The sequence below is a fragment of the uncultured Pseudokineococcus sp. genome, assembly GCF_947495735.1.
Lineage (GTDB): Bacteria > Actinomycetota > Actinomycetes > Actinomycetales > Quadrisphaeraceae > Pseudokineococcus.
In genome coordinates, this window is record NZ_CANMAA010000003.1 from 65,843 (window position 1) to 79,893 (window position 14,051).

Annotated in this window: 9 protein-coding genes; 3 read left to right on the top strand and 6 right to left on the bottom strand. The window is 76.7% G+C overall.

The window, feature by feature from the left end; genetic code table 11:
* The 6 genes from Q0848_RS05635 to tmk all read right to left on the bottom strand — a co-directional run bounded on the left by Q0848_RS05635 (nt 1) and on the right by tmk (nt 10,918).
* A complete protein-coding gene (locus Q0848_RS05635) occupies nt 1-1,374 on the bottom strand; it encodes an MFS transporter (RefSeq protein WP_299035913.1) in 1,374 nt (457 codons plus the stop codon).
* Nucleotides 1,375-1,454: 80 nt separating this feature from the next.
* Complete coding sequence (locus Q0848_RS05640) at nt 1,455-4,013, bottom strand: bifunctional diguanylate cyclase/phosphodiesterase (protein ID WP_299035916.1); 2,559 nt, start codon at nt 4,011-4,013, stop codon at nt 1,455-1,457.
* A 134-nt stretch (nt 4,014-4,147) separates the two neighbouring features.
* A complete protein-coding gene (locus Q0848_RS05645) occupies nt 4,148-4,705 on the bottom strand; it encodes a hypothetical protein (RefSeq protein ID WP_299035918.1) in 558 nt (185 codons plus the stop codon).
* 101 nt (nt 4,706-4,806) lie between these two features.
* Nucleotides 4,807-6,414, bottom strand: a complete 1,608-nt coding sequence (locus Q0848_RS05650) for an alpha/beta hydrolase (protein ID WP_299035920.1) — start codon at nt 6,412-6,414, stop codon at nt 4,807-4,809.
* Nucleotides 6,411-7,565, bottom strand: coding sequence for a DNA polymerase III subunit delta' (locus tag Q0848_RS05655; RefSeq protein WP_299035922.1), 1,155 nt, complete (start codon nt 7,563-7,565; stop codon nt 6,411-6,413). Before Q0848_RS05655 ends, Q0848_RS05650 begins: the two co-directional genes overlap by 4 nt.
* The gene (gene tmk, locus Q0848_RS05660; protein WP_299035924.1) at nt 7,562-10,918 is read right to left on the bottom strand and encodes a dTMP kinase; all 3,357 of its coding nucleotides are present in this window, start codon (nt 10,916-10,918) and stop codon (nt 7,562-7,564) included. The genes Q0848_RS05655 and tmk overlap by 4 nt, the downstream gene beginning before the upstream one ends.
* A 226-nt stretch (nt 10,919-11,144) precedes the next feature.
* On the opposite strand from tmk, the gene Q0848_RS05665 reads away from it, so the two are divergent.
* From Q0848_RS05665 to Q0848_RS05675, 3 genes are read left to right on the top strand one after another with little or no spacing between them, the layout of a single operon-like run.
* Nucleotides 11,145-12,350, top strand: a complete 1,206-nt coding sequence (locus tag Q0848_RS05665; RefSeq protein WP_299035926.1) for an acyl-CoA dehydrogenase family protein — start codon at nt 11,145-11,147, stop codon at nt 12,348-12,350.
* A gap of 52 nt (nt 12,351-12,402) precedes the next feature.
* Entirely contained in the window at nt 12,403-13,488 is a 1,086-nt protein-coding gene (locus Q0848_RS05670) for an XRE family transcriptional regulator (protein ID WP_299035927.1), read from the top strand.
* Nucleotides 13,488-14,039 carry a hypothetical protein gene (locus Q0848_RS05675; RefSeq protein ID WP_366146451.1) on the top strand — a complete coding sequence of 184 codons (552 nt, stop codon included), beginning with the start codon at nt 13,488-13,490 and terminating at the stop codon, nt 14,037-14,039. The genes Q0848_RS05670 and Q0848_RS05675 overlap by 1 nt, the downstream gene beginning before the upstream one ends.
* Nucleotides 14,040-14,051: the final 12 nt, after the last annotated feature.

Below are 14,051 nucleotides of genomic sequence, written 5' to 3' on the forward strand. Positions count from 1 at the left end.
CTAGGACCGCGCGCCCCGGGCCGGGACCACCGCCCCGGTCTCGCCCGTGCCCGCGAAGTCGCTGCCGCGGGTCTCGCGGGAGACGAGCAGCGCGACGAGCGTGACGACGCCCATGCCGGCCAGGTAGAAGCCGACCCACGAGAGGCCGCCGCGCGCGTTGAGCGCCGTGGCGATGTACGGGGCCACCGAGGCGCCCAGGATGCTCGCGAGGTTGTAGGACAGCGAGGCGCCCGTGTAGCGGACCCTCGGCGGGAAGAGCTCGGGCAGCAGGGCCCCCATCGGCCCGAAGGTCAGGCCCATCAGGCCCAGGCCGACGAGCAGGAAGAGCAGCACCCGGCCCTGGCCGCCGTCGCCCACGACCAGCGGCATGAGGAGCCCGAAGCCGATGATCGCCGCCGTCGTCAGCAGGAGCGGCGTCCGGCGCCCGAAGCGGTCGGCGACCAGGCCCGCGACCGGCACGAGGGCGCCGAAGGCGAGGACGCCGACCATGAGCAGGACGAGGAACTCCTCGCGGGTGTAGCCGAGCCCGCCGTCGGCCGCCGCCGTGGTGCCGTACGTGAGGGAGAAGACCGTCATCAGGTAGAAGAGCGTGTAGGTGGCGAGCATCACGCCGATGCCGATGACGAGCGGGCCCGGCGAGCGGCGCAGGACCGCGGCGATGGGGACCCGGACCTGCGAGCCCGAGGCCACCACGCGCGCGAACACCGGCGTCTCAGCCAGCTGCAGCCGCACGTACAGCCCGACCAGGACGAGCCCCGCCGACAGGACGAAGGGCACGCGCCAGCCCCAGGCGAGGAAGGCCTCGTCCGACATCGTCGCGGACAGCACCAGGAACACGCCGTTGGCGACGAAGAAGCCGATGGGCGCGCCGAGCTGCGGGAAGGACCCGAAGAGCGCGCGCCGGCCGCGCGGCGCGTTCTCGGTGGCGAGCAGCGCGGCCCCGCCCCACTCCCCGCCGAGGCCGAGGCCCTGCCCGAAGCGCAGCACGCACAGCAGGAGGGGCGCCCAGACCCCGATGGAGGCGTAGGTGGGCAGCAGCCCGATGAGCACGGTCGAGACGCCCATCACCAGCAGCGAGGCCACGAGGGTCGCCTTGCGGCCGACGCGGTCGCCGAAGTGCCCGAAGAGGGCCGACCCGAAGGGCCGGGCGACGAAGGCGATGGCGAAGGTCGCCAGCGACTGCAGCTGCGCGCTCGTCGGGTCGTCCTGGGGGAAGAACAGCGCCGGGAACACGAGGACCGCGGCTGTCGCGTAGATGTAGAAGTCGTAGAACTCGATGGCCGTGCCGACCAGGCTGGCCGTCACCACCCTCCGGGTGGGGTTGACGGGGCCGTCGGTCGCGGCGGTGCCGCGCGCGGCGGGGGTCGTGCTCATGGCGCCTCCTGCGGTGCTGGTGCCCGCACGCTAGGAGCGTCGCCGCCTGCCGAGACGGTGCTCTCGGATCGTGGGACGGGTCAGCCCGGCAGCACCTCCCCGGCGCGCTCGCTCACCCACCCCGGCACCTGGTCGCCGGGCATGGGCCGCGCGACCACGAAGCCCTGCACCAGCTCGCAGCCGAGGGCCTGCACGCGCTGGCGCGCGACGTCGCTCTCCACCCCCTCCGCGACGACCCGCATCCCCAGGTCGTGGGCGAGCAGGACGATCGAGCGCACCACCGTGGAGTCGGTCGCCTCGACCTCGAGCCGCTTGACGAACGACTGGTCGATCTTGACCTCGTTGACCGGCAGCCGCTCCAGGTAGGCCAGCGAGGAGTGGCCGGTGCCGAAGTCGTCGACGCTCACGCCGACGCCGAGGCGGTGCAGCGCCGCGAGCACCTCCAGGCTCCGCTCGGGATCGCTCATGACGCCGCTCTCGGTGATCTCCAGCACGAGCGCGGACGGCGGCGTGCCCGTGGCCGCGAGCAGCGCCCCGACGGAGCCGGGCAGCGACAGGTCGGAGATGTCGCGCGCCGTCACGTTGACCGAGATGTCGAGCTCGTGGCCGCCGCGCGCCCACTCGGCCCGAAGCCGCAGCGACTCCGCCAGCACCGCGAGCGTCAGTCGCCCCAGGACGCCCGTGCGCTCGGCGATCGCCACGACCTCGGTGGGCGGGACCCAGCCGTAGGACGGGTGCCACCAGCGCAGCAGCGCCTCGACGCCGGTCACGGCACCGGTGCGGGCGTCGGTCTGGGGCTGGCACCAGACCTCGAACTGGCGGTGCTCGATGGCGCTCGGCAGCTCTCCCGCGAGCGCGAGGCGGCGGTGCACCGCGTCGGTGTCCTCGGGGACGTAGGGCATCACCCCGCTGCCGGCGGCCTTCGCCGCGTACATGGCCACGTCGGCGTGGACGAGGAGCTCGTCGCTGTCGCGCGCGTCGAGGGGGATGGGGGCGACGCCGATGCTCGCCGTCGTCGTCAGTGTGATGTCCTGGATCGGCACGGGGGCGGTGACCGACTCCAGCAGCTCGCGGGCCCGGCGGACGGCCTCGTCGGCGCCCACCCCGGGCAGCAGGACGGCGAACTCGTCACCGCCGAGGCGGGCCACCGTGCCGGACTCCTCCCCGGCGCCGCCCGACGCCACGAGGGCGCCCAGCCGGCGCCCGGTGACCTGGAGCAGCTCGTCGCCCGCGCGGTGCCCGAGCGTGTCGTTGACGTCCTTGAAGTCGTCGAGGTCCATGAGCAGCACGGCACCGCCCGTCCCGGCGGAGAGGGTGCGCGCGACGGCCTCGTTGAAGGCGCGCCGGTTCGGCAGGCCGGTGAGGGCGTCGTGCAGCGCGTCGTGCTCGCGCTCGGCGGCGACGCGGCGCAGGCGGTCGACCAGCCGGGCCTTCTCCAGCGTCACCGCCGCGTGGGCGCTGAGCGTCTCGAACAGCTGCAGGTCCCGGGTCCCGAAGGTCTCCCGCTCGAAGGTCCGGTCCGCGACCAGGAAGACGCCGCGGAAGCCCTCCGACTCCAGCGGCACCGCGATGCCGTCCCGCGGCGCGCCGGGCGCGCGCCCGTCCCTGGCGTCGCTCGGCAGCAGGACCGGCGCCCCGGCCACCGCCGGTGACCACCACGCGGAGCCCAGCTCCTCCTCGAGCAGGCGCCTGCTGGTCAGCCCGTCCCGCGGGCACGACCCGAAGATGGTGCCGACCGCACCCCCCTGGCCCAGCATCACGAGCTCGGCGCGCTCGGCGCGCAGCAGCCGGCCCGCCTCGGCGAGGACGGTCCCCATCGCGTCGTCGAGCTCCGCGGCCCGACCCGTGGACCCGACGAAGCGGTACAGGGTCTGCAGGCGGGCGTAGCCGTCGACGAGCGAGATGTAGTGGCGGTAGCCGTACAGCAGGACGGCGGCGGTGAACGTGAGCACGAGCAGCGCCAGCGGCCGCACCTCCACCAGGACGAGCAGGAGGACGGCGACGCTCGCGCTGATCAGGGCCGCGAGGAGCCCGGTCCGCACCCACGCGGAGAGCTGGAACGAGGACGACGAGGCGCGGCCCTCCGAGGCGCGGATCACCGCGGTGACCGCGACCGCCGCCATGAGGTCCGTGGCGAAGACCGCGATCATCGCCGCCATCCAGCCCCGGGGCTCCGACGGGCTGCCGCCCCCGAGGACCAGCTGGTACAGCAGGACGCCGGCCGAGGCCTCCAGGAGGAAGAGGCTGACGTTGAAGGCGAGCTTCGCGGCGCCCTGGCGCGAGAGGACGGCCATCGCCGCCGTGCCGGCGACGTAGGCGACGACGTACCCGGTGGGCTCGAGCAGGGCGAGCCCGAGGACGGCCGGGATCTCGCGCAGCGTGAAGCTGTGGGCGCCCTGGCTCGTCGGCAGGTGGGCGACCACCCGCTCGCCCGCGGCGAAGAGGACCAGGAGCAGGAGCCACGGGGCCCCGAGCCCGAGCGCGGGGCCGTGGACGAGGACCACGAGCGCGGTGAGGAGGGAGGCCAGGAGGAGGAGCCCCGCCGTCAGCCCCGGGATGCCCGCCGCCCGCCTCGCCGCCCGGGACGGCCGGCGCGTCGCGCGACCACGGCCGTCCCGTGCGGCTGTCGACCCGCTCACCGCGCCTCCCTCACCGCCTCATCATGACCTCCGGGCCCGGGGTGCCGGCGCACCCCCGCAGACCCCGGCCCGACGGGCGGCGGGCGGCCGCCTCCGGAGGGCGCCGCGTGCTCGGGCCCGGCCCGACCTGGAGGTCAGTCCCAGCGGTGACCGGCGTCCGTGCGGTTCGAGGTCACGACCGCGTCCCAGCGGTGACCGGCGTCGGTGCGGCTCGAGGACACCGCGTCCCAGCGGTGCCCCGCGTCGGTGCGGCTCGAGGACACCGCGTCCCAGCGGTGCCCCGCGTCGGTGCGGCTCGAGGACACCGCGTCCCAGCGGTGCCCGGCGTCCGTGCGGCTCGAGGACACCGCGTCCCAGCGGTGACCGGCGTCGGTGCGGCTCGACGAGACCGCGTCCCAGCGGTGCCCGGCGTCGGTGCGGCTCGACGAGACCGCGTCCCAGCGGTGCCCGGCGTCGGTGCGGCTCGAGGACACCGCGTCCCAGCGGTGACCGGCGTCCACACGGCTCGAGGACACCGAATCCCAGCGGTGACCCGCGTCGGTGCGGGAGGCGGCGCTGGCCGCACCGGACGCGCCGAGGAGGGAGGCGCTGACGACAGCGGCGCCGAGGACGGCGCTCAGGGCGCGACGGGCGGGGCGGCGAGGGCTCTGCGTGTTGGTCATGGAACCGGCGTCGGGGCGATGCGCGTTCATCTTGACTCCCGCGGAGACGTGGCCACCCGGTTGGGTGACTCGGTGAGTGATCAGCATCAAACATCGGGGAACCGCTTTCCGGTACCCCTCGGAGCACGACATCACGTCTCGCAGGCCGCCCCCTCACCCGGGAGGACGCCCTGCAGCAAGTAGGCGTCGACGGCGCCGTCCACGCACTCCGAGGCGCGCAGGTAGGCCGTGTGCCCCTCCCCCTCGTAGGTGAGCAGCCGCCCGGAGGCCAGCTGGTCGGCGAGCGACTGCGCCCAGGCGTAGGGGGTCGCGGGGTCGCCCGTCGTCCCCACGACGAGGACGGGTGCGGCGCCGGCCGCCTCGACGGGCGCCGGGGTCCGCACGGGCTGCTCGGGCCAGACGTCGCAGGTGACGTCCTCGCCGACCAGGAGACCGGCGAAGGTGGGCGCGGCCTCCTCGAGCTGCTCGCGCACCCTCGCCTGCTCCGCCGGGTCGTCGGGCGCGGCCGGGTAGTCCAGGCAGCTCACCGCCGTGAACGCCTCGAGCAGGTTGCTGGCGTAGGACCCGTCCTCGGCGCGCCCGGAGTAGGCGTCCGCGAGGGCCAGGAGCCCCGCGCCGTCACCGTCCTGCGCCTGCGCGAGAGCCGTGGCGAGCACGGGCCACAGGGCGTCCTCGTAGAGCGGCGCCACCACGCCGGTCGCCGCCAGCGGGCGGGTCAGCGGGCGGTCCGGGTCGCCCGTGGGCAGGGGCGTCTCCGCGGCGCCCTCGACGAGGGCGGCCACCTCGGCCAGGGCGGCGTCGACCGCGCCCTCGCCCCCGTCCCCGGGCTCCAGCGGGCAGTCGTCGACGTCACCGGCCAGGCACGCCGTCACGAAGGCGCGCAGCGAGGACTCGAGGCCCCGGGCCTGGCCGACGGCGACCTCCTCGGCCGTGCTCGCCGGGTCCAGCGCGCCGTCGAGCACGAGGCGTCCCACCCGCTGGGGGTTCAGCCGGGCGTACTCGGCGCCGATGAGGGTCCCGTAGGACTTGCCGAGGTAGCTCAGCCGCTCGTCGCCCAGGACGGCGCGCAGCACGTCCAGGTCCCGCGCGACGGACGGCGTGCCCACCTCGCCGAGCAGCGCGCCGGCGTCGGCCTCGCACCCGGCGGCGAACTCGCGCGCCCGCTCGACCGCCTCGGCCCGCCCCTCGAGGGTCGTCGTGTCGACGTCCTCGGCGAGGTAGGCGTCCAGCGCCGCGTCGTCGACGCAGTCCACCGGCTCCGAGCTCCCGACGCCGCGGGGGTCGAAGCCGACGACGTCGTACCGCTCGCGGACCTCCTCGCTGACCACGGCGGCGGCGTCGGCACCCACCCACTCGACCCCCGAGGCCCCGGGGCCCCCCGGGTTGACCAGCAGCGACCCCAGGCGCTCGTCCTCGTCCCCGGCGGGCACGCGGGCCACGGCCAGCTCGAGCACCTCCCCGGCCGGCTCCGCCCAGCTGACGGGCACGGTCACGGTCGTGCACTCCCGGACCTGACCGCACGGCACCCACTCCGGCTGCTGGTCGTAGAAGCGCGCCAGGGCCGGATCCTGCGCCGCCTCGCCCGCGGTCGCCGTCACCGGCCCGGGGGCGGGCAGGGTGGTGGCGGGCCCGCCCACCGGCTCCGCGGCGCCGCTGCACCCCGCGAGGACCAGGACCCCGGCCGCGGCGACCGCCCCGCGCCCCAGGACGCGCCGCGAGCGGGTCGACGTCCCGGTCACGCCGCGTCCGCCCCCTCGGGCAGCAGCGACACGCACAGGGCCTCCACCGCCAGCAGCGGGCTCACGTTCGCCTGGATGCGCTCGCGCGCCGTCCCGATCGCGTCCATGCGCCCCAGGGTCGCAGCCGGGCCGCCGCGTCGGGCGAGGGTCTCCAGCTCGCCGGCCATCGAGGCGTTGACGAGCTCGACGTCCGCGCCGAGCTGGAGGACGAGCACGTCGCGGTAGACCGACAGCAGGTCCAGCAGCGCACGGTCCAGCACGTCGCGGCGCAGCCGGGTCGCCCGCTTCTTCTGGTCCTCCTCGAGCTGGCGCACCTGGGAGCGCAGCGCGGGCGGCGCCGCGCGCCCGGGCTCCACCCCGAGCGTCCGCAGCAGGTCCGCACGCTCGCGCGCGTCGCGCTCGGCCGTGGCGGAGGCGGCCTCCTCCGTGGCCACGTCGACGAGCTCGCCCGCGCGCACGACGGCGTCCGCCGTGCCGCGCAGCTCCAGCGGCGTGCGGACGACCTCCCGGCGCCTGGTCCGCGCCCCCTCGTCGCGCGCGAGCCGGCGCGCCAGGCCGACGTGGCTCTGCGCGGCCCGGGCCGCGAACGCCGCCATCGCGGGGTCGACGCCGTCGCGCCGCACCAGCAGCTCGGCCACCGCCGCCACGGGGGGCACGCGGAGGCGGACCGGGCGGGCGCGCGAGCGGATCGTCGGGAGCACGTCCTCGGGGCTGGGGGCGCACAGGAGCCACACGGTGCGCGGCGGCGGCTCCTCGACGGCCTTGAGCAGCACGTTCGTGGTGCGCTCGAGCATCCGGTCGGCGTCCTCCACGAGGACGATGCGCCAGCGCCCCGTGGAGGGCCGCCGCTGGGCGGCCTGCACCAGCTCGCGGACGGCGTCGATGCGCAGGGTCAGCTGCTCGGTCGCGACCACCCGCAGGTCGGCGTGGGTGCCCTGGACGGCCGTGCGGCACGCGTGGCAGGTGCCGCAGCCGGTGCCGGTCTCGCACAGCAGCGCCGCCGCGAAGGCGCGGGCCGCCACGGAGCGGCCCGAGCCCGGCGGGCCGGTGAAGAGCCAGGCGTGGGCCAGCGCCCCGCTGCCGGGCAGGGCGGCGCGGCGCAGCACCTCGACCGCGTCCTCCTGGCCGACCAGGTCGTCCCAGACGCTCACCGGCCGTCCCGCCGGTCGTCGTCGTCCTGCCAGGAGAACAGCTCGTCCGCGAGCTCGCCCTCTCCTCGGCGCGGCTCGCCGTCGACCTCGGCGCCGGAGACCTGCTCGGACTCCGCGCGCCGGCGGGAGGCCGCTGCCCGGCGGCGCGCGCGCTGGAGCGCCTGGCGCCGGCGGTCGGCCGCCTCGAGCTCGTGGAGCGCCGGCCGGTCCTCTCCCACGGCCGGCAGCTCGGCCGTCCTCGGCGCCGGGTGCGCCCCGGACGAGGTGGCCCCGCTCCCCCGGCCCAGCATCTCCTCGAGCCGCTCGGTCTCCGCGCGCCGGGTCGAGCCGGCGCGGCGGACCTCCTCCGCGCGCGCCTCCTCGGCCTCCCGACGAGCCGTCCGCTCCTCCTCCTCCCGCGCCAGCGCGACAGCGCGCTCGGCCTCCTCGCGCTCGCGGGCGGCCAGCTCGCCCAGCCTCTGGTGCTCCTGGGCACGGCGCTGGTCGCGCTCGAGGCGGGCGCGCTGCTGCGCCGCCGCGGACAGGGCGGACGAGCGCGCCTCGCGCTGGGCGTCCGCGACGTCGACCGCCGAGCGCCGCACGGCGTCGGGCAGCTGCCGGAGCCGCTCCTCGGGGAGCCGCACCGGGAGGGCGGGTGACGGGGCGGCCGCCCCGCCCGCCGGGGCCGCGGGCACCTCGACGACCGGCCGGCGGGCGTCCCCGAGGGCCCGAGCCGCCTCCACGGCCACCTCGGCCGAGCGCACCGACTCCGCGGCGCGCTCGCGGGCCACCGCCTCCTGGTCGCGCCGCAGCTCGGCGTCCCGCCGCTCGCGCTCCTCGGCGCGCTGCTGCTGCGCGCTCTCCTCGGCCAGACGCCGCTCCTCGGCCTGGCGCCGCTCCGCGGCCTCGCGCTCCGCGGCCTGGCGCCGCTCCTCGGCCTGGCGCTCCTCGGCCTGGTGCTCCTCGGCGAGACGCCGCTCCTCGGCCTCGCGCCGCTCCCGCTCCACGGCCTCCCGCTCCACGGCCTCGCGCTCCACGGCCCGCCGCTGGTCCTCGGCCTGCCGCTGCTCCTCGGCCTGCCGCTGCTCCTCGGCCTCGCGGTGCTGACGCGCCCGCTCCTGCGCGCCCTCGCGCCCCTCCCGCTGCTCCACCACGGGCGCGGCGGGCGACACGGAGGGTCCCGGCGGCACGTCGGCAGCCGCGGAGGGGACGAGGTCGAGCGGCTGGGTGGGGGGCGCGGGAGCGGCCTGCGGCTGGACGGCACGGGCTCCGGCGCCCGTGCTCGGGGCGGCTCCGGACCCGCCCGGCGCGAGCGGGCCCGTCTCCTCGCGGGCTCCCTCGCCCGCGAGCGCGGGGAGCAGGGGCTCCACCCCGGCGAGCACGCGGCGGGCGACCACCTCGGGGGCCGCTCCCGCGTCCACGACGAGGTAGCGGTCGCCGCCCCGCTGCGCCAGCTCGAGGAAGACCGCCCGGACCCGCTCGTGGAAGGCGGCGGGCTCGGCGTCGAGGCGGTCGTCCGCCCCGCGACCGGCGCGCCGGGCGGCCGCCGTCGCCGCGTCCACGTCGAGGACGACGACGAGGTCGGGGACGAGGCCCTCGGTGGCCCAGCGCGACAGCGAGGCGACCTCCTCCCGGGGCAGCGCGCGGCCGGCGCCCTGGTAGGCGAGGGAGGAGTCGACGTAGCGGTCGGTGACGACGACCGCGCCGCGGGCCAGGGCCGGACGGACGACCTGCTCCACGTGGGCGGCCCGGTCGGCCGCGTACAGGAGCGCCTCGGCCCGCGGGGTGACGACGGGCTGGTCCGGGCCGCGGTCCAGCAGCAGCCGGCGCACGCGCGCCCCGAGCGGGGTCGCGCCGGGCTCGCGCGTCAGCACCACCTCGAGGCCCCGACGAGCCAGCTCCCGGCCGAGCACCTCGGCCTGCGTGGACTTGCCCGCGCCGTCGCCACCCTCGAGCGCCACGAGCACCCCGGCGAGCCCGTGCGGCTCACCAGCGCGCGCCGCCGGCGAGGCCGGGCCGACCGGCGCCGCCGAGCGGTCCAGCAGGACGGGCAGCAGCGGGCCGGCCGCGCGGTCCGCGAGGGGGCGGGCGACCAGGAGCGAGGTCGCCAGCGCCGCCAGGCCCACCAGGACCAGGACGACTCCCGCTCCCCCGACGTCGAGGGTCCCCGCCGAGCCGAGGGGGAAGGACACGGCGCCGAGGACGCCCGCGGCCAGCGCGGCCAGCACCGCGACGACGCCGAGGACCCAGCCCTCCGCCCCCCGGACGGTGGTCGTCGCGGCGGGGCCGGCGCCGTCGAGGTGGCCGGACGCGACGACCGCGACGCCGGCGGCAGCGCCCGCGAGCGCGAGCACGAGGGCCGTGAGCACCAGGTCGGTGAGGGGGCCGGCGAGCAGGACCAGGACGGCGGCTGCGCCGGCGGACAGCGAGAGCACCGTCCCGGGGGCGCCGGTCGCCGTGGGCCAGCGGGAGGCGCCGGCGGACCCGGCGAGGGCGCCGCCCCCCAGCGCCAGCAGCAGCAGCGCCGCACCCGACGCGCCGGCGCCGAGCCCGAGCACGTGCAGCGGCGCCAGCGCCGCCGCCACGACGACGGGCGCCAGGGCTGCGCAGCGGGCGGCGCCGCGGGGCGTGGCCACCACGCGTCGCAGGGCCTCGCCCCGGTCGGCCCAGCGGGCGCCGGCGGAGGGCGGGACCGCGCCCGAGCCGCTGCCGGCACCGCCCCGGGCGCGCAGCGCGAGGGCGGCGCCGGCGCCGGCCACGACGAGCAGCGCCGGCTCGGGCGCGGCGAGCGCACCCGTCACAGCGTCGAGGGCCCGCCCGAGGGCGCCCAGGAGCAGCGCCAGGAGCGCCGGCGGGAGCGCGGCGGCCACGCGGCGCGTGCCGCTGCTGAGGGCCGCGGCCCGCGACGCGGGCCGGAGGAGCTCCGCGACCGCGACCAGCGCGGCCGCCCACCACAGCGCTCCCGGTCCCAGCAGCTCGAGCGCGACGACCAGAGCCAGGGCGGCGAGCGCCCGGACGACGTGGCCGACCGGGCCGGCCGCCCCGCCCAGCCGCGCTCCCAGCGCCGCGACCGCCCCGGGTGCGAGCGCCCGCGGCGCCAGCCGCAGGGCGAGGACCAGCGCGAGGCCCAGCCCCGCCTCGAGGGCCCCGGCCCGCCAGCCCGCCAGCGCTGCGGCACCGGCGGCCGACAGGACCCACAGCACGTCCACGCCGCCCGGCAGGTCCCCCGCCGGCAGCACCCCGGCGGGACGGTGCAGGGCGAGGCGATCGGCGGGCACGCCCGGCGCGGCGAGCGAGGCCCCCCGACCGCGTCGAGGTGCGGCCGGGCGACCGACGCCGCGCTCCGGGGGGCGGGAGGGGCGTGCGGGAGTCACGCGGCCGAGCGTATCGACGGGGGCCGACACTCCCCTCTCCCCCGCGCCGTCCCGGACGTCCGGAACGTCCCGGATCGGCGCGAGCGGCCCGCCCGCCCGGCGGCTCAGCGGTGCCCGCCACCCGTCCGGGCGGGTCCGCACCCCCCGCCGGCGGGAGCGCCTGGCGCGCCGGGCGGGCGGTGGCGCACGATGCGCTCGTCCGCTCGACGAGGAGAGGCGACACCTGATGAGCACGCGCGACCCGCGGCCCCCCATGACCCCCGACCTGCTGGCCGGCGACTTCTTCGGCTACCAGCAGCTGCTCACCGACGACGAGCGCGAGCTCGTCGTGCGGGCCCGGCGGTTCTACGCCGCCGAGGTGGCGCCCGGCGCCTCCCAGCGGTGGGTCGACGAGCAGGTGCCGCACGCCCTCGCCCCGCGCTTCGCCGAGGAGGGCCTGATCGGGCTGGGCGTGGCGGCTGACGACGAGCCCGCACGGCGGACGCTGCTCACCGGGTGGCTGCGGATGGAGCTCGCGCGCGTCGACCCCTCGACGGCCACCTTCATCGGCGTCCACGACGGCCTGGTCATGGGGACGCTCGCCGTCCTCGGCTCGGCGGAGCAGAGGGCGCGGTGGCTGCCCGCGATGCGGCGCATGGACGTCGTGGGCGCCTTCGCCCTCACCGAGCCCGAGGGCGGCTCCGACGTCGCCGGCGGGATGCGCACGACCGCGCGCCGCGACGGCGAGGAGTGGGTGCTCGACGGCGCCAAGCGCTGGATCGGCAACGCCTGCTTCGCCGACGTCGTCGTCGTGTGGGCGCGCGACGTCGCGGACGACCAGGTCAAGGGCTTCCTCGTCGAGAGGGGGACGCCGGGGTTCACCGCCACGCCGATCCGGGGCAAGACCGCCCTGCGCGCCGTCGAGAACGCCGACATCGCTCTCGAGGGCTGCCGCGTCCCCGCGGCGAACCACCTCGAGGGCGCGAACAGCTTCCGGGACACCAACGAGGTCCTGCGCCGCACCCGCGGCGGCGTCGCCTGGGAGGCCGTGGGCGTCTCGGTCGGGGCCTACGAGCACGCCCTCGCCTACACGCGCGAGCGCACCCAGTTCGGCCGCCCCCTGGCGTCCTTCCAGCTCGTCCAGGACCACCTCGTGCGGATGCTCTCGGACATCACCGCCTCGCTCGGCATGGTCGTGCGCGTCTGCCAGCTCGAGGAGGCCGGCGAGCGCCGCGACGAGCACGCGGCCATGGCCAAGGCCTTCTGCACCGCCCGGATGCGCGACGTCGTCGCCCGCGCCCGGGAGGTGATGGGCGGCAACGGGATCCTCGTCGACCACCACGTCGCCCGCTTCGTCGCCGACGCCGAGGCCCTGTACTCCTACGAGGGCACCCGCGAGATCAACACCCTCGTCGTCGGCCGCGCGATCACGGGCTCCAGCGCCTTCGTGTGACGGGCACGCAGACCGTCTCCGCGCGGCATCCGGGCGTGCGATATTCGCACGCATGACCACGATGGCTTGGGCCGACGTCGGAGAGCGCGTTCGTGAGGCACGACTGGCCGCCGGGGTGACGCAGAAGCACCTGGCCGACGCGCTGGGAGTCGATCGCACGGCCGTGCTCAAAGTCGAGTCCGGCGACCGAAGGCTCTCCGCCCTGGAGGCTGCAGTGGTCGCGGAGGAGCTTCGCGTACCTCTCACCCTGCTCGTCAGCCCAAGACCACTCGCCATCACATCCCAACGTCAACCGCTCGGTGACGACGCCGCTGATGTCGAGCGGATGAGGGCCCGCGCCGACCTGCTGCTGGAGGCTCACAGCCGCGACGTCCGATGGCTGGTCGAGCAGGGTTACTTAGCACCCACTGACAGGCCGGACCCTTGGAAGATCACCGATGTCGCGAGCGCGGTGGCCGCCGCCGGCGCCGTCCGCAAGCGGTTGCAGTTGGGTAACGAGCCGCTGCCTGGCCTCGCCGATGTGGCCGAGTCGCTGGGTCTCTTCGTCCTGGTCGTCGACGAGGACGTGGAAGGAGCGAGCCTTGATGAGGGCCAGTGGGGCGTCGCGGTCGTGGGTGGCGCAGTCGACCCTGGACGCAGACGGAGCACTGCCGCTCATGAGCTCGCCCACCATCTCGCTGGGGACGCCTACTCGAGTGACCTGCCGGTCTCCACCGCGACGAGCGAGCGCGAGGCGCTCATCGACTCCTTCGCCACGGCGCTGCTGCTGCCAGCTGCCGTGGTCCAAGGAGCCCTAGCCGCTAGCGACACGCCACAGATGCGACGGAGTGCGCTCGTCTCGACCGCAGCCACGTACCGCGTCTCCTGGCGCACAGCACTGGCAGCGGCACGCCCGTTCTTGTGGAGCGGTGAAGAACGACGGCTCCGTCCCACCCCGACGCTCGGAGAGTTCCTGGCGGTCGTCGGGCGCGGTGTTCAACCGGACCTCCCCCCTGGCGAGACGGGAGCTCGATACACGTCGGCGGTGATGGCCGCCTTCGAGGACGGCGCAGTCACTGGGGAGGGAGCCGTGCGCCTGTTGCACGACCGCCTGAGCCTCGACCAGCTGCCCTCGACGGAGGCGCCTGACCTGTGGTGATGCTCGACGGACGCCCATGGGTCTGGGACACGAGCCCGCTGCTGCACGCCGCGAGAGCGGAACGCCTTGACGTCGTGGCTTTCCTCGCCGGCCAGCGAAGCAGCGACCACCGCACGACCAGCGTGGTCAGGAGCGAGCTCGACCGCGGAGGAGTCCTCGGCGAGGTGCTCAGGCTCGGGTGGCCAGTCAGCGAGGGGGACAGGGAGGATTCCGAATGGCTCGCCAGAGTGGCCGAGTGGGAAGTTCCCTTGGGCGTGCGCGGACTCCACAACCTCGGCGAGGCCACCTGCTTCGCCTTGGCGACGTCCATCGACGGTGTCGTCGTGGTCGACGACAAGGCTGCGGCCCGGGCGGCTGAGAAGCGAGGCCTCGCGAAGATCGGTCTCCTCGGCGTGCTGGATGATGCGGAGCGCTTGGGTCACCAGACCATGACCCAAGCCGTCGCCGTCGTCCATGCCCTCGCCGAGACTGACGGCCGCTACCCCAGAGATGCAGTCGCGGACTTCCCCGCCTGGTGCCGTCTGCGGCGTCGGAAGCTGCATCTGACGTGACTCCTCCGATGT